Source organism: Pseudomonas sp. GW821-FHT07E12 (assembly GCF_058986605.1).
Genome location: NZ_JBYSVX010000031.1, coordinates 47,429 through 66,772 on the forward strand (window position 1 = coordinate 47,429; position 19,344 = coordinate 66,772).

Consider the following 19,344-nt stretch of genomic DNA (forward strand, 5'->3'; position numbering starts at 1 on the left):
TTAGGACAGTGAACATGAAGATGAGCATCCGCCTACTGGCGGCCGCAATGGCGATGGCATCTGCGCTGCCGGCAGCGGCACAGGAAGTCCCGGCGCTGGGCCGACGCGTGATGGAGGGTGTTGTGGTTCCCGAAGTCAACATGATCTCCAACGCGCCGGTAAAGCTGACGGATAAAGAACAGCATGCCGTCGCGCTGGCGGCAAAGTGGATGGATAACCCGGACAAGCCGCGCTGGGAGTCGGACGGGAGCGTGCGCTACCTGTTTGGGGCCACCTTGCCTACGTTGGTTTGCGCCCCGATGCAGATTTGCGTGATCCGCCTGGAGCCCGGCGAGACCGTCAATCAGATCGACGCGGCCGACAAGACGCGGTGGAAGTTCAAGCCTACGGTCGTCGGCTCCCCGCAGGGCGAGATCACCGAGATTGTCGTCAAGGCGACCGATTCAGGGCTGGAGCAAAGCATCCGGATCGCCACGGATCGCCGTGGCTACACGATCAAGCTGCGGAGCACCCCATCCACCTGGATGCCGATGCTTGCATTTGACTATCCGGAGGACGTCGATCGCGAGTGGGCCGCGTATGCAGAATCGCGCGCCAAAAAGGCTGTAGCAACCACGCTCCCAACCGGACAGACCTTCGGAGAGCTGGATTTTGGCTTCCGTATGAGCGGCGACAAACCAGCATGGCTGCCCCTTCGCGTCTATACCGATGGCGTAAAGACGTACATCCAGTTCCCGGACACGATGCAGCACGGCGAGTCGCCGGCCTTGGTTGCCATGGATGGTGGCCAGGAACAGCTAGTTAACTACCGGGCGGCCGGGGATCGCTACGTGATCGACAAGGTGATCGAGCGTGCGGCCTTGATCTCCGGCGTGGGTCGGGATCAGCGGCGCGTAACCATCTCTCGGACCAAATCGCGATGATGTGGCGCGTCCTGTTGATTACCTGCACAGCGCTGGTGCTCACCGGCTGCACTGGCCTGCTCCGGAAGCCCTACATTTCGCGCGGCATCACCGAAGCGGATGCAGCCTCGATCGCCGTTGAGATGGCGGCGTACCTCGGGCAGAAGCATCCGCCCGCGCGCACGATCATTGCCATCGATCTGCCCAGGTTCGCGCGGTGGCGTGACCCGGTGGCTCCGGTCCTCGCAGAATCCCTGCGACGTGGTGGCTTCGCTGTCATGGAGAGCGATACCGGCGCAATCATTCCAGCCAGCGCGCACCGCGTGAGCTATGCAGTTTCGGCCTGGCCGGATGGTGTGTCAGTTCAGATTGAGCTAGATGGCACTGTGGCATCACGCTGGTATGTGCGCAGCGCTGGCGGCGGTCTTTTTGCCGTGTCTCCGTTCGCGGTCCGGGAGGTCGGTTATGTCCGGTGAAGAACTGCGCCAGGATGAAGTCGAAATTGGCGGGCCGGACGATTCCCCGGACTTCCAGCTGCACCCCAAGCCCACGCCGCCCAAGGGTCTGAAGCGAATCAACAAGGTGCCGCTGATCATCATTGGCGCCATCGTTGTTGCATTCGTGTTCGCAGTCACTTACACGATGAGTGAGCGGCAGGCGGCTGAGATGAAGCAACAGGCAGCGCCCGCGACGCCGTCTTCCCTCAATGAAGCTGCTGTTGCACCTACCACTGCTGGCAGCGGCATGGCTGGTGATGGCTATATTGCCCCCGATGTGCCCACCGATCCGGCCATGCTCGCGGTCGGGCCGCCCGCTCCCCAAGAAATTCCGGATGGCTCGATGCCTTCGGACGGTTCTGGTTCGGGCAACGCCGGGTTGATTTCTACCGCGGCCGAGCCATCGCCCGAGGAACAGTTCGCTGCTCAGTGGCGCATGGCACGTCTGGAGAAGCTGAAGGAGCTGGAAGAGTCGAAGTTCGAGGCGCAGCGGGCTGCGCTCCAGGGCGATTCCACATCAGGCGGAAAGGGCGAGCAGAATGCGGCTGCGGCGGGTCTTGACCCGGCCACGATGGCGGCTCTTTCGGGTCTTGCAGGGGTGAACACGGGCGGGATGGACCCGGCCACTGCTGCGCAGATTGCGGAGCTGCAGAAGCTCAGCAGTGCGGCCCTTGGCGGTGCTGCTGGTCAGGACGCCGGGCGCCAGGCTCAGGCCGATAAGCGTGCCTTCCTGGAACAGGGTGGAAGCTCGGAAACGTACCTGAAGGCAACCCGGGAAGTGGCGCTGTCGCCATATGAGCTGAAGGCCGGTTCGTTGATCCCGTCGATGCTGATCAGCGGCATCAACTCGGACCTGCCGGGCCAGATCATCGGCCAGGTGCGTGAGAACGTCTACGACACGGCCACCGGGAGGCATCTGCTGATTCCGCAGGGCTCCAGGTTGGTTGGCACGTATGACATTGGGATCAGCTTTGGCCAGAACCGCGTGCTGGCCGGCTGGACCCGTGTCATCTATCCGGATGGCTCTTCTTTGAACATTGGCCTCATGCCGGGTTCGGATCGGGCTGGATACGCGGGCTTCGGCGACAAGACCAACAACCACTATCTCAGCACGTTTGGGAGCGCGTTTTTGATCGCGGCTTTCACTTCCGGTGTCCAGCTTTCACAGCCCAGGAGCAGCGGAACGAATGGCGCGTATGACTCGCAGCAGATCCTGGCCGGGGAGCTGGGTCGCCAGCTTGGCCAAGTCGGTGCCGAGCATGCGAAGCGCAGCTTGGACCGCGCTGCAACGGTGGAGGTACGCCCGGGCTACAAATTCAACGTGATGGTCAGTAAGGACATCATCCTGCCGCCATACAGCCGTCAGCGATAAACGCAAGGAATCACTACACATGCACGTTTCAATTTTTGGCGCGCTGGCCTTGGTGCTGGGGCTTGGATGGACGCCGATGGCCGCGGCACAGCAAAGCGATGCTCAACGATGCCTCGACGCGGTGAAGCCAGTCCTGCGCAACGAGGACGGGTCGCTGTCCCCCAACCCGGCCTTCGACGAGTGCCTGCGCAATCCGTTGATCACGGCACGGCCAGCGCCCCGGTCCAGCGCAGTTGCTGCACGCGCGGCGCCGGTCGCTGCAGCCGTCGCCCCAGCCGTTGTGCCGCAGCGCGAATGGCGCGCGATGGCGAATGTGACTGTCGAATCCACGATCCGCTCATGGTTGCCGCAAGGCTGGCAGCTGAAGTGGGACACCAAGGAAAAGCCCCGTGGCGTCGAGCTGCACATCACAGGGGAGTTCCTGGACGCGATGAAGGCACTTGCCGGTAGTCGCCGGCAGTGGACGGACAGCGATGGCGGGCGCCTGCAGGTGCTGGTCTTCAAAGCCGACCGAATCGTCCAGGTCCGCGAGGCCACCGCAATCGTCGAACAGGGGGCAGGCAGTGCCCCCGCAGTTCGCACCGAATCCCTTTCTGGAGCAACCCCGTGAATAAACGATCTGTCTTCTGCTGCGCCGGCCTGCTTGCATTGGCGGCCTCTGCTGCATCGCATGCGGCCGATGCGCCGGGCGGGGCGGCATCGGTCGATGACGACGGGTTCGTCGTCGTCGAGGCTGGCAACTACACCCCGCCACCGGTGGTCGTGCCGCCGAGGGTCCTGAAGCAATGGAAAGTGCCCGCCAATACGCCGCTTAGGCAGGTCCTGGCGACCTGGGCCAGCTCGGAAGGGTGGGAGTTGTACTGGCCGAAGGCAGATGAAACCACCGACCTGGTGTCTGAGGTCGATGTCAGTTTCGGTGCCGCGAATCTGGAGGACGCGGTGACCCGCTTCGCCAACGGCCTGCCGCCGGACGTGAATATCGCCGTGACGTTCAACCGCGCCAACAATCCCAAGCTCCTGCACGTCAGCGAGTCCACCCGTAGGCAGACCGTCATTTCGGACGGAAAGCCGGAGATCCGATAAATGCGAAGCACCCACACCCCCAAGATTTGGGCCACCGGCCTGCTCGCGCTCGCTCTGGCTGGTTGCATGTCCACCGAGGTCCGCAAGGAGATCGATGGCCATGACCGTGATGTGCGAGCTGCATTCGCGCAGCAGCCAGTGGCCGCGGCGGACGCCGTAGTCCAGGCCAACGAGCGCCTGTACATCCCGGTCCGCCGGGTGAAGCTGACGGCAGGCCAGCAGCGCAGCTCGTGGCTGGCATCCAAGCGCATCAACGTGGAGCTGGACGAACCCGTGCCGCTGGCGACTGTGCTGCAGATGGTGAACGCCGAAGGCGTGAACATCGTCAGCGATCAGCCGCTGACCGGGTATACCTGGCAAGGGCGCATCAAGCACACCGACGTTGATACCGTTCTCCGCGTGGTCCTGGGCGGCGTTGGTCTGGACTACGACGTCGATGACAACCGCCAGCTGGTGACGGTGCGGCCGGTGCGGTCGCGCAGCTGGACCCTGAATGTGGGTCCGCGTTCCACCACCTTTGCGAGCGGTGGCGCCAACGCGACTGCGCTGAACGCAAACGACACCGACATTACCAACGCCAGCAACGGCGGAATGGGGGGCGGGCGCAACCTCAGCGGTGGCGCGGGCTCGGGTAGCGGGCAAGAGTCCGGCACCGGCGCGCGGATCTACGCCGCCGACAATTTCTGGCAATCGCTGACCCGCGAGCTGGACAATCGGCTGCAGGTTCGCCTGACCCGTGAGCAGGGCAACATCGCTGGCCAGGGCAGCAGCCCCGTGGCAGTTGCACCCGCGGCCGCGCCGATCACCGGCGGCGCAGCCGCAGGCGCAGCCGTCAGCGCTGACAATGGCTCGGGGCAGGGGGCGCGAAGCTGGATCGGCTCCTACGCCATCAACCCTGAAACGGGCTCGGTAACCGTCTCAGGACCGGCATGGCTGTTGAGCGACCTGGACACCTACTTGACCAAGGTTCAGGCGATGTACAACGCCTCGATCACGTTCAAGGGTGAGCTGCTGATGGTGTCGCGCAAGCGCAGCGATACCGAAGGTCTGGACGTCACCTCGTTCGCCAAGTTCGCATCCGGGCGCTATGGCGCGGTGATCCAGAACAATGCGCTGGGTGGCGTCACGGTTTCCATGCCTACGGGCGGCGGCCTGCCCTCGGTCTCGGCGGGTGCTCAAAGTGTGGGCGGTGCCCTGATCGGTATCACTTCCGCAGCAGACTCGCTGCAGGTGTTCAACTCCTGGTTGTCGGAGATGGGCCGGGTGTCGATCGTTGAGGAGCCGGTGGTGACCACCACCTCCGGTGTGCCCGCTGAGTTCAGCAATAAGACCCCGACCTACTTCAACCTGGTCACGCAGGAAACGTCCTCTGGCGGCCTGAGCGGTGCAGTAAGCGCGACGAAGAACACCCTTCAGTCCAAGTCGTTCGGCACCCAGCTGACGATCAACCCGCGCTTTGACTATTCCACTGGTCTTATCCGCGCACAGATCAATCTCAACCACGTTCTGCCCAATGGCTTTCAGCAGATCAACCAAACGATCAGCTCGGGCAACACCTTCAGCACGGTCCCGACCAGCATTCCACTGGACACGCAGATGTCCTACAACGGCGAAGCACTGCTGCGTGATGGCGACCTGATTGTGATCGGGGGTCTGAGCAAGGAAAATCGCGCGCTCAATGAAGACGGTCTGCCGGGGAAGAAAGGCACGATCAGCGGTCCGTTCGGAAAGAAGTCGGCCTCGCGCGATCAGCAGACCTACTACTTCGCACTTCGCGTCTCGGTAAAGGAGCGCTGAGATGCGCCGCAACAACGCCAGCGGCTTCACTTTGGTGGAACTGATGATCGTGGTGGTGGTGATCGCAGTTCTGCTTCTCCTCTCTGCACCGCTGCTGGGTGAGTACGTCGCATCCATGCGTGGAAGCTGGCGGGCGCAGGCGGCGCAGGATAACCAGGCCATCGCAACCGCGATGGCCCAGTGGGCGCGAAACAACGGTGGTCGGCTGCCGGCGCCCTATACCGGCGCCGGCTACACGATGACCGTGCAGAATCCGAGCGGCAGCACGCCATTGGAAGTGTCGTTCAACGCCGCGCTCTCTGACCTGGAGCTGGCACGGAATGCGATCAACGACGATGGCACGACAGCGCGGAACGTGCGCGTATACCAACGCGTGACAGGTATCACCCGGGATGTCCCGCTCTACGGTCGCTCCGGCCCTGCGGTCACAATCAGCTATGACCTGGGCGTCATCTACCTGACGGAGTGCGCCCGCACCGGAAGCACCTGCAATCCGAATGGGGCGACCGGCCGGCCGGGCGCCTCTCCGGCGCTGACGGCCTCCAACCGGAACACCTGGGCTCAGGTAAGTCCCGATGCCGGCGCCCGCTTCGTGTCCACGTTGCCGGCTGAAATGGACATGCTCGCCGCCACCGCTCGGCGGGTGGATCGCGTTCGAGATGCGCTGCTCTCCTACTACCGCGGCAAGCAGTTGGCTGCCGCGCCCACGGATACCACCAACTGGTTCCCTGGCGCGACGCTCGCGGGCAAATCGCCCGCCGGTAACCAGGGCTGCAGGGATGGCTGGTATGCCTTGGACAGCACGCAGATCCTCCCGCTTGTGGGGCTTTCTCGCGAAGAGTTTGGAGTAACGGGGTGGGGCGGTCGGCTGGAGTATTGCGCCGATTACGACGCGCTCGCTTCAAAGAATCCCAACGCTCCACCGCACGCAGCGGCCCTGCGGTTCTTAGCCAACGTCTCAGCCGGTGGTGCACCCGACCAATCTGTTCTTTCAAACAACGTTTTATTGACCCTGTAAGACCACAAGGAGATCCAAAAGTGAAGAAGTTCTACACCAAGCGCCGGCAAGGCGGTTTCACGCTCGTTGAGCTGATGATTGTCGTGGTGCTGCTGGGCATCGTCGCCGCCATCGTCATCAGCAACATGGTTGGCAATACCGACGCCGCGCGAGCCCAGCTGCTCAAGCGCGTCGCGAAAAGCAGCACCGATTCCATTGCGCAGATCGCGCGCACCTGCGGCACCTCCAGCGCCATCACGGGTAGCCCGCTGCCGGCGTCTGGCCGGACGCTGCTGGACGTGGTCTTTAACGGTGAGCCGGCCGTGGCGGCAACGTACAAGACCTGTTACTCCGATTCGTCGGTTCGCCCGATCCGTGACTCGGTTACCAAGAACGGCACCGCATGGCAGGTGGGCAGCTACCCCATGAACGTGACCGGTGGTGGCCTGGCCAAGTTCACCGTTGAGTTCCAGCGCGTACCCGATGCGGCCGTTCTGTCCCTGGCGCAGAGCTACACCGAGAACCTTTCGACCTTGGCTGCTTCGGACACCACCAGCGATGTCGTGCGCTACAGCGCGGCGTCCGGTGGCACCCGCACCGTAACCATCCTGCTGGACTGACGCCATGTGGGTGCTCTGGGTATCTGCTGTTTTCCTCGCTCTGATGACGGGCCTTTTCGCTCTCACCACCAGTGTGAGGAGTGACACCTCGCGCCGGCAGGAAATGACCATGCGCGTGGACCAGGAGCAGATCGCCGAGGGCATTGAGCAGTACGTCAGTCTTCACGGCTCTGCGCCGGCGAGTCTTGACACGCTGACCAGCGCTGATGGTTTTGAGCATCTGCGAGCTGCCAGGAACCCCTGGCAGCGATACGAGCGTAGCGGTGCCATCAATGACGGCGTGTGGCGCTTCCAGCGAGCTGCCGCTTGGACAGCGGTGCGGAGCGATGGCGCTGCTTCATACCGGACTGAGAACGCGTGTGGTACCGGCGACGTCGCCACCGCACAAGCCTGGTGTGGTGCGGACGACGGGACCTGGTACCGCACTGAATCGAAGGAAACCTATAACACCGAGATGTCCACTCAGCGCGTGCGCATGATGCGGACGCTGCAACTGTTTGCCGACCATTGGACGGCAAACCAGGCATTTCCCTCCACTGGAAACGACGGGGTAGGGCTTGCACCGGGGCAGCAGCGCACGTTGGCGGCCTTGGCGGGCTACTCAGGCGCGGCGGCGAACTGTCGCGGCGTATTCGTCTGGCGGGGCATTCCACTCGATTGTGGCGCGTTGTTCGACCACTGGGGCCAGCCAGTCAAATACCAATTCCAGTCGTCCAGCCTGATCGTCCTCACCACCGAAACACCCTTTACAGCCGCTGACGGTACCCCCGTTGTGGTTGCAACCCCCTTGCAGGTCCAGGAGTAACCGTGTCCGCGATGATGAAGAGTTCCAGTAGCCCCGTCGACCAGCTCGTAGCCGAGTGGGGCTGGTTGAATCCTCCGGCAGAAATACTGCAGCTGGCTGAGCTGGCGCTGGCTGTGGGCACCAGCCAGGCCGAAGCCCTCCGTGCGCTAAAGGTTTTGAACGATGCTGATCTGGCACGCCTGCAGGCGAACAAGCCGGCATCGAAGGACCTGCTTACCTACGCCGCAGAGCAGCACCCGTCCACGGTGCAGCCGGTGCAGGAGCAAATTATCGCCATCACCGGCGGATCGCCCTTCTACAGCCAGCTCAAGTACCTCAGTTCGCATCCGGATATGGTCAAGACGGAGATCCGCGGCCGCTGCGATGCGCTTGAATGCGTGCTGATGACCATCGAGAACGCCCGCCCGGTCCTGGTGTTCGCGACCCATACGGGCATGACCAAGTTCGAGACCATGGGCCGTTCGGAGCGGTCCGAGGATCCGCTGACCGCCGCGGCCGGTGAACGCCCGTTGCTCGCGGTTGGGGCGCGTGACGACATCTCGGTGTTGTTGTCGCGCCACCGCAATGGGGAAACCTACGCCAATGAACAAGCCCAGGTGTGGTACGCCGCAACTGAGGACACAGAGAACCATCCGGAGCGACGCGAGCTGATTCGCTTGCTCGATCATGCAATTTCCACGAAGGGGACCGACATCGCGCTGACGCCCAACCTGGACGGTAGCTACGGCGTGTCCGTGCGCCGTTGGGGCGCGCTTGCCCCGGCCATGACCGGTCGCACCTGGCCACCCGAGGTAGCCGACGCGGCAATCCAGGTGCTGCAGAACAAATCGGGGGCCAATCCGGACAATGTCCAGTACAGGACACCGCTGGATGGCCAGATCACCTACCGATCGACCGTTGGCGATGCCTTCATGCGGTTGTCCTTCATCCCTCAGAACCACGGTGGTGACATCAAGGGCAGGCCCTCGGTCAGTATCCGGCTGTTCTCGCGGAGTGAATCGAAGATCGACCTGGATGAGCTGAAGCTCCCTGCCGAGGTCAGGTCCGCGATTGAGGACGCCATCCGCATGCCTGCAGGCGGGATCGTCGTTGCCGGGCCCATGAACAGCGGCAAGTCCACGACCATCGGCGGCATGGTCGGCCTTCACCACACCATCTACGGCGAATCGAAGAAACGCGTGTCCGTCGAAGATCCCGTGGAACGGTATATCTCCCACATCACGCAGTTCAATGTCCCCACCATCATGCATCGCCGGGACGGCACGCAGATTGAAGACCAGGAGCGCTTCAACACGATCATGCGCGGCCTGAAGCGGCACGACGTGAATGTGTTCTGGATTGGCGAGGTCCGCGACAAAGAAACGGCCGAATTCTGCGTTAACGCGTCGGTTTCGGGTTGTCTGGCCCTGTCCAGTATCCACGCAAAAGACTGTGTTCTTGCGTTTGATCTGCTGAGCCAGTTCGTGGACGGTACCAAGCGATTCCAGCTCGCCGAGGCGATGTCCCTTGTCATCAGCCAGCGCCTGGTACCCGCCCTGTGCGAGCAGTGCAAGGTTCCGCACGACGCAACGGATGAAGACCGCCGCCGGTGGGATCTGTACATGCAGTTTGCTGGTGAGGATCTGCCCCTCCCGGGAAGCTTCTACCGATCGGTGCCGCATTCCGAGTCCGGGTGCCAGCACTGTCAGAACGGTTTCACTGGTTACGCGCTGATCTGCGAGGTACTGCCCTTCACTCGTGAAGTGCGCACCGCTGCCGGCACCCTGGCTGCACGGGAAGCGGGTACCGCCCAGGCCCGGGAAGTGATGTCGAACGCGCGCACCCTGACCATGGTTGCATCGGCACATCGCGAGCTGCAGGCCGGCAACGTCGACCTGAACTCCGTACTTCACCTCTGAGGTAATCATGGAACGACCAATGAACCTGAAGGAAGTGATCAGGTCTGCAGCGTCACTGCGATCCCAGCTGGCTGCGGGGCGGGCCCTGAGCTGGGCTGTGGGCAAGCTGATAAAGCAGCAGCCGGAGTATGCGCAGTTTTGGGGCGGTGCCGCTCAGAAGATTCAGAATGGCACTCCGCTGTCGGAGATCATCGGCGGCGTGTGGCCAGAAGAGGGCGTGGTGGTGGTGCGAGCCGGCGAAGCAACCGGCAAGCTGCCTGCCGTTCTGGAGCACTACTGCGAATCGCTCAAGCTCCAGCAGCGCCTTATCGCGTCGGCCGGACGCATGAAGTATCCGATCGGAATCGTCGCCGCGGCGCTCTTGCTGTTCCTTGCGCTTTTCGTGACCGTGGTCCCGGTGGTTGGCGAGAGCATTCAGCGTGCCAACGGCCGTTCCGGATCAATGACCGGATTCACCGGCGCCGGGATCGCGACGCAGGCCTGGCTGATTGAGAACTGGCTGTTCGCCTCCGTCGCGGCCGTGGCCCTGATCTTCGGTGTCGTGGCATGGCTGCGGTCGCCAGCCTTCAAGTTGGAGGCCCAGCGCATGCTGCTGGAAGCTCCCGTGATCGGCCCAGCTTTGACAGAGATGGCATTTGGGCTCTGGACCAAGTACGCCGCAATGTCCTTTTCGGCCGGCATTCCGACCGCGACCAGTGTCCGGGCTACGTCCGCCGTTCTGCCGGCGCCGCTTCGTGCGGGGGTGCTTCTTCTTGCAGATGACCTTTCCGTGAAGCATCGCCCGCTGTCTGAAGCAGTGAACCTCGAAAAGCTAGCTGCGGACGATCCCCGGCAGCGCTGGCCGGAGTACGTGATCGACGCGTTCTCGACGGGTGATGTCACTGGCCGGCTCGATGAAGAGCTGAACCGGGTGTCGCCGGAGCTGGTCAAGAACGGCGAAGAGGCGTTCGACCAGGTGCTCAAGATCAGCCAGTACGTGGCGATGGGCATTTCTGCGGCGGTAGTGGGCGGCACGATGCTCATGCTCTACCTGCCCATGCTCAGCAATATCAAAAACATCCGGTGAGAACGTCATGCTGAAGAACCTTTTGAATAGATTCAGACCGTCCAAAGGCGGCACCGCTGCGCAGCCTTCGATCGATGTCGCAGCAGCTCAGGAGCCTAACGATTTGGTGGACGACATTGAGCCCAGCGGCGGAATGGAGCTGGAGGAGATGGTGCCGGCGGCCATCGCGCCGACGGGTAGGCGAAAGAAGAAAGAAGTTCGCCAGAAAAAGCCGCAGGCGACCGGGCGGGCGTCTGCCCGGACCGATTACGAGATCCTGGCACATCCGGACATGCTGGACGAAGCTGGGCACAGGAAGCTGTTGCTTGTTGGCCATAGTGCCTGGGCATCGTTGGATCCCGTGCGCGAAGTCCCAAAAACGATGCTGCTGCAGGCCGAGCGCGGTACCAAGCCGGCGGTGGCGGCGCTGGTGGGCCGTAAGGCTCGGGGATTGCGTGTTGCGCTCGATCAGCGTCTGTTCGAGCGTAGCCGCACCCGATACGCGCTGGCACTGGACGCGTACCTGGCGTGGGGCCTGACAAACGCGGCAGAGACGACCATCCTGCTGGGCGGTGTCGAGAGCGCTGGCACGACCTACCTGGACGTGCTCGTCTTTCAGAAGAAGACCCTGGTGGCGATCGAAGACAGGGAGCTGCCAGCAATGTCTGAGCAGCGGTTCAGCGTCGCGCTGCGCGTGCTGCTTGGCGAAATGCGTGCGCAGTTTCCGCATGCCCGCATCGTCGCGGCTGCCCCGTTGCCGGACTGGGCCCAGGATGGCATCGAGTATTTGGGGGTCAAACCCCTGCGCAGCCTTCGCTTTGCGCCGATCAATGCCCGTTCGGTGTCTGCTGGCACCTACCGGACTGGGGGCATCGTGGCGGGCGTGGGCGTAGTCGTGTACTGCACGCTGCTTGCGGTGGGCTGGCAGCAGTACAGCTCGGCCGGGAAGGAATATCAGCGGGAGGCAGCAGATCCTGCACTGCAGGCTGCCGGCGGCGTCAACAACGCCAAGTTGGAGCTGCAGCAGCGGCAACGTGCATTCATGGAGTCGCCTCGCCCGCAGATCGTGCTTGCGGAGCGCAGCCGCAGGGTGGTCAGTGGCATCGCCTCGGTGCCAGGTCTGCGCATCGTCACGGTTACCTTCGGCGCCGGCGCCAGCGGCCGCGATGAGGGGCAGTTTGGGCCTGCGGTGACACCGGAAGCCCCGGGTAGCCAGCCGTTGGCGGCCAATTTCGCCCCGACACGCCCGGCCGATGTGCACATGGTGGTGGAGGTTCCGATCAGCGCGCTATCGGCAATGGAGCAGGCGAAAGGCGTGATGGCACAGATCAGCACGGCGACTGGCCTCTCACTGCGGCTGACGCCGGGAGGGTGGAACGACGACATCGGCTCGAACGTTCGCAAATTGACCATTGAGGGGTCGATTCAATGAGCAAAATCACTATTTTTGGCGTAGCGGTAGCGGCTGTTGCGGTGTTCATGGGCTGCCAGGGCTTCGCCCGGCTCAGCGAGCGAGCCCAGCAGCAGCGGGAGGCGACCGAGGGCGTTGCCCGCTGGAAGCAATCCGCAAAGGCGTTGGAAGCATCCAATGCTCAGTGGAATCGCCGTTACCCCAGCCTTGAGCGCTACAGCGACGTGCTCGCACTCGTTGGATCGCTCAGGCTCCCGCAGTTGGGTCTGCAGACCGACCTGGACAAAGTGAGCGTCCCCAAGGCCGAGGCTGTGACACAAAACAACGTCGACCTGCAGCTGGCACGGATCTGTCTGGCATCTAGTGCGGATAACGCTGCAGCCGGGCTTCAGGTCACAGCGAATTCCTACGGTCAGCTGTTGGCTGGCATCGGCGCGCTTGCCGCCCGCCCGAACGTATACATCGGCGGCATGGCCATCCAGGGCACGGCAGAACAACCCACTGCTGTGCTCACCGATTTCTGCGTGCTCGCGCGGCAGGAGGCAGCATGAAGCTTCTCGATTCCAGTTTGGTGCAGCTCGCTATAGGTCTGACCGTAGTGGTCGGGCTGTGGGGTCTCGGCAACAAGATCAACCTCAATCTCGCTCAGCTCCCGGTGGAACAGGCGGCCGATGTTTCATCGGCTGCTGAGGTCGCCGCAGTGAAGCCGATGTTTCCTGTGGCCGTTCAGGCCTCGGCAAAGCAGGCGAGGGCACTTGAAGCGGTGGATCCGGCCGCGGTGGAAGCCGCCTTCGGAAGCCGTGCCGGAGAAGTGGAGCAAGCGCCGGCGCCTGACTTCGCCGAGCTGGCCAGGGGAACCATCAAGATCGAGGGAGTCAGCAGCGGCGGCGTCTTCATTGGGGGCAGGTTCTACGCCATTGGAAGCCGGCTCGCCGCGCTCGAAGCAACCCCGGAAGGCGTCTCCACCACCCCGCGCCTGGTCGCGGTGCAGCCCGATCGTGTGGTGTTCGATGTCGGTGGCGCATCCCTGGTCATGACCAAGGACGGCGGGGGTTGGCATTGAACCTCACCGACTTCCGCTATGACCACCCCCGGCTGTACTGGGGCGGAGCTGCTGCCGCCCTGGTGCTTGGACTAACTGCTGTTTTCCTGATCCTTCCACAGAACTCTTTCTTTGAAGCGATCGGGGTGTCCGAGGCCCAGCGCCGTGGGCATGCGCTGCGCAATGCCGGGTACTGGTACAGCAGATCCGCAATCCACGCCTCCTCCAAAGGCCTGGCGTTCGAGGTTCGATACGGGAACGTGGTCCGTTACGCCGATGGCGCAGTGGTTGCTTCGGTCCCGAATGGCGACAGGTTCTTTGAGGAGGCACTTCACCTGGCGGATGTGGTGGTGAAGGAACCCCTGCAGGCGGCTGCAGCTGTAAAGGCCGCGCGGTTCAAGGACGCGCGGTTTGAGGTCTACGACCAGGACAAGGCGGTGATCTGGATCGATGGCAAGCCCTTGAACATCACCCTTATCGAGCTTGGCGCCGCCACGCCCGATCCCAACCCCCCAACCAACATCGTCGACTTGGCGTTCGCGTCCTACTACTGGACCCAGTTCAAAGGAGAATGAGCATGAAGAGAACCATCCTCGCAATCGCCATAGCAGCGGTCGCGCTGCCGGTCATTGCGCAGCAAAGTACGCAGCGGGGTTCGGACGGATCGATCACGGTCGCCCGCCCCTCTGATGCCGGCGGCCGCAGTGCGGCCGGCGCGCAGCCGCCTATCGTCATCGTGGGTGGCAAGCGCCAGGTCGGCACCGATTGGGTGGCCCCTGTCGAAGGCACGTTGTCGGTGGGGACGGCGGCCGGCGCGCGATCGGTCAAACTGAATCCGAAAGGGGGCAATGTTTCCCTGACGGCTGGCAGCGCCGTTCAGGCCCCGACGATCATGCGCAACGGTGCTGTGGCCCGCTGGGTGCCGCAGAGCAAGGGGTGTCCCGCGTACTACAGCGGGTCGATCACCTGGGAGGCTGAGGAAGTCTCCAGCATCAGCAATGGGGCGTGGACTGCCACTGGCGCGGTTCGGAACTATGTCGAATCGTGCACGGCCGTTGTCGAGACGCGGTGGGTTGCACAGTCGGCGGGCTGTCCTGCCGGCTACAGCGGCTCCAACACCTGGGAGGCCGAAGAGCGCAGGGTGGGCGGTGGAAGCTGGGCAGCCACTGGTGGCATCCGTAGCCAGAACAACTCCTGCACCGCGCCGCCGCCGCCGCCGCCGCCGCCGGATCCGGATCCGGTACCGGACCCTGGATCCTGTTCCCCGCAGGTGAAGCTGCACACGCTCTCCACAGCGCCGCTACCGGTCCCATTGCCGCCCACACAATGTGGCCCCGCGACCCTTGGACGCCTGGCAATTGGATCATGGAACATCAGGGCGATGGGTCAGAGCTGCATGGCGTATCAAGCGACCTATCAATGCATCAACGGGGGCTGGCAGATTCATGCGTATAACAGCTCGAACTGCGGTGGGTTGTATCAAACGGGAAACGGAACGCATCTCGCGAACAACTGGGATGCAGTGTTGGAGACAGCTTTGATCAGTGACGACATGTACACCGCAGGCAAGGTCGGGCGTGCACTGTGGGACGCGCGCGCTCCTGGGCAGAATGCAATGTTTGGCATCGGCTGCATCGCGTTCCCCTTGCCGTGATGCCGTGATCGCGACGACAATGTAAGGGCAGTGTTCAAATCCTGTTCTCCGGTGCGGCCCGCCGCGGGGTATTCCCCCCGAACTCCCTCGCGGCGGGCCGCAGCCTTTAAATCCCTTCGATCTCAAAAACGTGACCTCCCGCACATTCGTGGGGGGTTGCGTTTGTGTGTTTTATACAATACAGTATGGGTCATATCACATACGGAGCGCGTCACCGGTTGATGCCTACCGGCTCAACTTACACATGGGAAGGCCGATAACGCTGACGCCGGCCTTCGCCTCTCGACCGTTTGCCTTTTGCGTCTGAGCGAACCCGTGGCTGGAATGCCATAAACCTTTACGTACCAGGAGCACCACCGCAATGAAATCCCGCACCTGCTTCACCCGCACCCTGATGGCGATGGCTGTCGCCCTGGCCGCTTCGCCGGCAATGGCGTCCGACTCCTTCAGCCAGACGGTGTTCTTCGGCGACAGCCTCACCGACTCCGGCTACTTCAATCCACTGCTGCCGGCCGAGAGCCGCGCAGTGACCGGCCGGTTCACGACCAACCCGGGCTGGGTGTGGTCGGAGCACGTTGCGGATCACTACGGGACCAATGCAACGCCGAACGGCAATGGCCAGAGCGGCGACAACTACGCCGTGGGCGGTGCCCGCGTGGGCGTGGACGGCGCCGGCGGTCTTGGCCCGATCGCATCGATCAAGAGCCAGGCCGCTCGCTACCTGGCCGCCAACGGTGGCAAGGCCGACCCGAACGCTCTCTACACCGTGTGGGGCGGCTCGAATGATGTGTTCGCCGCACTGCAGTCCCTCGGCCAGGCGCAGACGATCATCAACGCCTCGATCACCGATCAGGTCTCGCTCGCAAAGACCCTGCAGCAGGCAGGCGCGCAGTACCTGCTGGTTCCGAACATGCCGGACCTGGGCTTGACTCCGCGTTTCCTCGCCATGGGCCCGCTGGGCGCCGTCACCGGCACCCCTTTCTCCTCCACGTACAACAGCTCGCTGTACAGCGGCCTGAAGGCGGCGGGTGTCAACTTCATCCCGCTGGACACCTTCACCATCCTCCGCGAAGTCGCCGCGAACCCGGGTGAATACGGCTTCCGCAACGTGACCGACGCGGGCTGCAAGCCCAATGCGCAGCTCGGCGATGCCGGCGTGATCGTGTGCAACCCGCTCAGCTACGTCGCTCCGGACGCGTACAGCGCCTACCTGTTTGCCGATGGCGTGCATCCGTCGACGGCTGCCCACGAGATCCTGGGCCAGTACGCGGTTTCGGTGCTGGAGGCCCCGCGCCTGCAGCAGGTGCTGACGCGTTCGGCGCAGACGGTGGGCCGCGCCCGTGCCGATCAGGTCAGCCTGCACCTGGGCGCCCGGCCGGTCGATGGCCTGTCCTGGTGGGGCGGTGTGCGGGGCGATATGCAGCGCTACGATCACGCCGACCTGTACGACGGCCTGGCGCCGGCTGGCCTGTTCGGCATGGACTGGGCGCGTGATGGCATCGTGCTGGGCGGTTTCGCGGGCTACGGGCGCCTGGACGCCGATTTCGGCAACAGCAAGGGCGACTTCAAGCAGACCGACGCCAGCCTGGGTCTGTTTGCTGGCTGGTACGGTGATCGCGCATGGGTCAATGGCCAGGTCAGCCACACCTGGCTGTCCTATGACGTGACCCGCAAGGTGCAGCTCGGCCCGGCCACCCGCGAACACACCGGCTCGCCGGATGGCAGCAACCTGACCGCCGCGATCAATGCTGGCTACGAGTTCGGTACCGAGGGCGGTTTCCGCCACGGTCCGGTCGCCTCGGTGACGTGGCAGAAGGTCAAGATCGACGGCTACACCGAAAGCAACCTGAGCGCCACCGCCTTGGGCTACAACGACCAGGACATCGACTCCACGGTGGGTCGTATCGGCTGGCAGGCCCGGTTCGACGGCGGCAGCGTGAAGCCGTATGTGCAGGTCACCTATGACCACCAGTTCGAGGACGGCGAGCAGGCCAGCGCATGGCTGCAGACCGTGCCGGAAGTGGGCAGCTACCGCGTGCCCGGCCTGGACTTCGACAAGAGCTACGCGACGGCTATCCTGGGCGCGCGCATGGAGCTGTTCGGCCTGCAGAGCAACATCGGCCTGAGCACCACCGCAGCGCAGAAGCGTGCCACTGACATGACGGTGTTCGTCAGCTTCAGCGGTAGCCTGTAACCCTGCACGGCGCGGCGCACTTGCGCCGCGCCACTGGCTGGCGATCGACCACGGAGTAATGGAATGCGTAAACCATCAGATGGCGTTGCCCTGGCTGCAATCGTCGCGAAAGAGACCACTGAGGGTACTTGGAAGGGCACTGGTGCTGGCGTTGGTATGGGCACCGGCGGCCTTGGCCTTTTCGTAGGCGGGATGCGCGGTACCAAGCGCACCCAGTCGAAGCGCGCCAAGGAGCTTCAGGCGCCGCGCAAGACCTCCTACAACATCCTTTACGTTCTTGGGCCCGCCTTGGCATTTTTAGGCATTGGCGTCTTCATGAGCTGGACCCCGGGCGTCATTGATCTTGTCGCCCCTGCTGCAAATGCCCCGGCGGGCTCTACCGTCGCTGCGATCAACGATAACGTCGGCAGCGCTCTCTCCGGTATCGGAATCTGGGCACCTGTCGGGGCCCTTGCCGCCGCCCTGCTCTATGTGGCTTTTGGCAAGAGTCGGCGCCAGGCGGATGAGGATGCCCGGTTCAAGGCCGCGCAGGCACGTGACGTCGTGGTCGCAGAAGTCTACAACCGCCTGCGCTACGTTGAAGCCGATCACATCGTGTTTGATCCGAAGACGATGTATGAAGCCAGTGCCACGCCCGTGGGCGTCGAACAGCTGCTTAGAAAGGTCGTTTCCCGAACCTCGGCCGTGCACAAGGAAGGGCGATGATGGCGGTCGTGGAAGACATTTCCACCCAAGGATTAAATGCTTTTCCTTTGGCGCAGCTTGGATGGGCTTTGGAGCCTTTTGCCAGCATGCTGATGGTGATCGCGATCCTCGCCGCGTTCTTCTCTGGCGTCGTCTGCATGATGGGATTGATGCCATTGCGTCGCGCCGTGATTGGCATATTTGTCGCTGGAAGTTTCCTTGTTATGTCAGCCAGGTTCTCGTCTGATGTTGAGAAGGCGAGGCTCTTTGATGCGCCGGCTGAACGGGTAGGCGTCGTGCAGACGACGGTGGTGACGGGTGGCGGTTGCACACCCGTCCGAACTGAGATCAGCACCGTTGAGGGGGCAGGGCTACAGCTCGACGGGACGCTACGCGGACTGAGTTCGGGACAAGAAATTTTCAGCAAGGTCATCCTCCAAAATGGCGAGAAAACACGCTTCATCTGCATCGGCAACAGCCCGACAGCAAGTTGCAAGGCTACGCCGTAGGCGAGGCATCTAGGCATAGTGAAGGGGCGGCCATCGGTCGCCCCTTTTTTGTGCGCGTGTGCCCACCACCGCGCCCGGCCGCGCTCGATGCTGGCGGCGGCGTTGGCCAACTGGGCGACCTGCACGACGCCCTTGGCGGATCCACGTCGCCGGCAGCTGCAGGACCTGGTGCTATTGCCACCGGCCCGCGCATGTGGCCACCGCCGCGCCCAGCTGCAGGCCGAGCTGGGGCAGGGGGGCGCACTCACCGCCGCGGCCTGGCCGCGCTCGATGTCGGGCCTGCCGCTGGCCAGCTGGTCGACCTGCAGGATGTCCTGGGCGGATCCACGTCGCCGGCGCCGCCGGCAGCTGCAGGACCTGGTGCGATTGCCACCGGCCCGCGCACGTGGCCACCGCCGCGCCCAGCTGCGGGCCGAGCTGGGGCAGGGTGATGCACTCGCCACCGTGGCCCGGCCGCGCTCGATGCCGGCGCTGGCCTTGGCCAGTTGGTCGACCTGCAGGACGCCCTGGGCGGATCCACGTCGCCGGCGCCGCCGGCAGCTGCAGGACCTGGTGCGATTGTCACCGGCCCGCGCACGTGGCCACCGCCGCGTCCAGCTGCAGGCCGAGCTGGGCAGGGTGGTGCACTCACCGCTGCAGGCCGACCGCGCTCGATGCGGACGCTGACGCTGGCCAGCTGGTCGACCTGCAGGACGCCCTGGGCGGATCCACGTCGCCGGCGCCGCCGGCAGCTGCAGGACCTGGTGCGATTGTCACCGGCCCGCGCACGTGGCCACCGCCGCGTCCAGCTGCAGGCCGAGCTGGGCAGGGTGGTGCACTCACCGCTGCAGGCCG

General features: G+C 63.7%; 21 protein-coding genes. All 21 read left to right on the forward strand.

Annotation, left to right across the window (positions count from 1 at the left end; translation table 11 throughout):
• The first annotated feature begins 14 nt into the window (after positions 1-14).
• A complete protein-coding gene (gene trbG, locus AC3WJE_RS15900; protein ID WP_493731789.1) occupies positions 15-923 on the forward strand; it encodes a P-type conjugative transfer protein TrbG in 909 nt (302 codons plus the stop codon).
• Complete coding sequence (locus AC3WJE_RS15905) at positions 920-1,378, forward strand: hypothetical protein (protein WP_493731790.1); 459 nt, start codon at positions 920-922, stop codon at positions 1,376-1,378. Before trbG ends, AC3WJE_RS15905 begins: the two co-directional genes overlap by 4 nt.
• Complete coding sequence (locus AC3WJE_RS15910; protein WP_493731791.1) at positions 1,368-2,771, forward strand: TrbI/VirB10 family protein; 1,404 nt, start codon at positions 1,368-1,370, stop codon at positions 2,769-2,771. The genes AC3WJE_RS15905 and AC3WJE_RS15910 overlap by 11 nt, the downstream gene beginning before the upstream one ends.
• Before the next feature lie 19 nt (positions 2,772-2,790).
• On the forward strand, positions 2,791-3,381 hold the full coding sequence (locus AC3WJE_RS15915; protein WP_493731792.1) for a hypothetical protein: 591 nt from the start codon (positions 2,791-2,793) through the stop codon (positions 3,379-3,381).
• On the forward strand, positions 3,378-3,854 hold the full coding sequence (locus AC3WJE_RS15920) for a TcpQ domain-containing protein (RefSeq protein ID WP_493731793.1): 477 nt from the start codon (positions 3,378-3,380) through the stop codon (positions 3,852-3,854). Before AC3WJE_RS15915 ends, AC3WJE_RS15920 begins: the two co-directional genes overlap by 4 nt.
• Positions 3,855-5,651 (forward strand): secretin GspD/PilQ domain-containing protein, encoded by a 1,797-nt coding sequence (locus tag AC3WJE_RS15925; RefSeq protein WP_493731794.1) that lies wholly within the window; start codon positions 3,855-3,857, stop codon positions 5,649-5,651.
• Between the two features lies 1 nt (position 5,652).
• The gene (locus AC3WJE_RS15930) at positions 5,653-6,669 is read left to right on the forward strand and encodes a prepilin-type N-terminal cleavage/methylation domain-containing protein (RefSeq protein WP_493731795.1); all 1,017 of its coding nucleotides are present in this window, start codon (positions 5,653-5,655) and stop codon (positions 6,667-6,669) included.
• A 20-nt stretch (positions 6,670-6,689) separates the two neighbouring features.
• Entirely contained in the window at positions 6,690-7,268 is a 579-nt protein-coding gene (locus AC3WJE_RS15935) for a type II secretion system protein (protein WP_493731796.1), read from the forward strand.
• A gap of 4 nt (positions 7,269-7,272) precedes the next feature.
• Complete coding sequence (locus AC3WJE_RS15940) at positions 7,273-8,073, forward strand: hypothetical protein (protein WP_493731797.1); 801 nt, start codon at positions 7,273-7,275, stop codon at positions 8,071-8,073.
• Positions 8,074-8,084: 11 nt separating this feature from the next.
• Entirely contained in the window at positions 8,085-9,971 is a 1,887-nt protein-coding gene (locus AC3WJE_RS15945; protein WP_493731811.1) for a GspE/PulE family protein, read from the forward strand.
• Positions 9,972-9,990: 19 nt separating this feature from the next.
• Positions 9,991-11,037, forward strand: a complete 1,047-nt coding sequence (locus AC3WJE_RS15950; protein ID WP_493731798.1) for a type II secretion system F family protein — start codon at positions 9,991-9,993, stop codon at positions 11,035-11,037.
• Between the two features lie 7 nt (positions 11,038-11,044).
• On the forward strand, positions 11,045-12,448 hold the full coding sequence (locus tag AC3WJE_RS15955) for a hypothetical protein (RefSeq protein ID WP_493731799.1): 1,404 nt from the start codon (positions 11,045-11,047) through the stop codon (positions 12,446-12,448).
• Entirely contained in the window at positions 12,445-12,978 is a 534-nt protein-coding gene (locus AC3WJE_RS15960) for a hypothetical protein (RefSeq protein ID WP_493731800.1), read from the forward strand. Before AC3WJE_RS15955 ends, AC3WJE_RS15960 begins: the two co-directional genes overlap by 4 nt.
• Positions 12,975-13,490, forward strand: a complete 516-nt coding sequence (locus AC3WJE_RS15965; protein WP_493731801.1) for a hypothetical protein — start codon at positions 12,975-12,977, stop codon at positions 13,488-13,490. The genes AC3WJE_RS15960 and AC3WJE_RS15965 overlap by 4 nt, the downstream gene beginning before the upstream one ends.
• Positions 13,487-14,044 (forward strand): hypothetical protein, encoded by a 558-nt coding sequence (locus AC3WJE_RS15970; RefSeq protein WP_493731802.1) that lies wholly within the window; start codon positions 13,487-13,489, stop codon positions 14,042-14,044. Before AC3WJE_RS15965 ends, AC3WJE_RS15970 begins: the two co-directional genes overlap by 4 nt.
• A 2-nt stretch (positions 14,045-14,046) precedes the next feature.
• Positions 14,047-15,123 carry a hypothetical protein gene (locus AC3WJE_RS15975; protein WP_493731803.1) on the forward strand — a complete coding sequence of 359 codons (1,077 nt, stop codon included), beginning with the start codon at positions 14,047-14,049 and terminating at the stop codon, positions 15,121-15,123.
• Positions 15,124-15,484: 361 nt separating this feature from the next.
• On the forward strand, positions 15,485-17,317 hold the full coding sequence (locus tag AC3WJE_RS15980; protein WP_493731804.1) for an autotransporter outer membrane beta-barrel domain-containing protein: 1,833 nt from the start codon (positions 15,485-15,487) through the stop codon (positions 17,315-17,317).
• A gap of 63 nt (positions 17,318-17,380) precedes the next feature.
• Entirely contained in the window at positions 17,381-18,022 is a 642-nt protein-coding gene (locus tag AC3WJE_RS15985) for a hypothetical protein (RefSeq protein WP_493731805.1), read from the forward strand.
• Positions 18,019-18,510, forward strand: a complete 492-nt coding sequence (locus AC3WJE_RS15990; protein WP_493731806.1) for a hypothetical protein — start codon at positions 18,019-18,021, stop codon at positions 18,508-18,510. The genes AC3WJE_RS15985 and AC3WJE_RS15990 overlap by 4 nt, the downstream gene beginning before the upstream one ends.
• 132 nt (positions 18,511-18,642) lie before the next feature.
• Positions 18,643-19,176 carry a hypothetical protein gene (locus AC3WJE_RS15995; protein WP_493731807.1) on the forward strand — a complete coding sequence of 178 codons (534 nt, stop codon included), beginning with the start codon at positions 18,643-18,645 and terminating at the stop codon, positions 19,174-19,176.
• Positions 19,164-19,344, forward strand: a 181-nt coding sequence (locus AC3WJE_RS16000; protein ID WP_493731808.1) for a hypothetical protein, incomplete at its 3' end; no start/stop codon positions are given. The genes AC3WJE_RS15995 and AC3WJE_RS16000, both read left to right, overlap by 13 nt.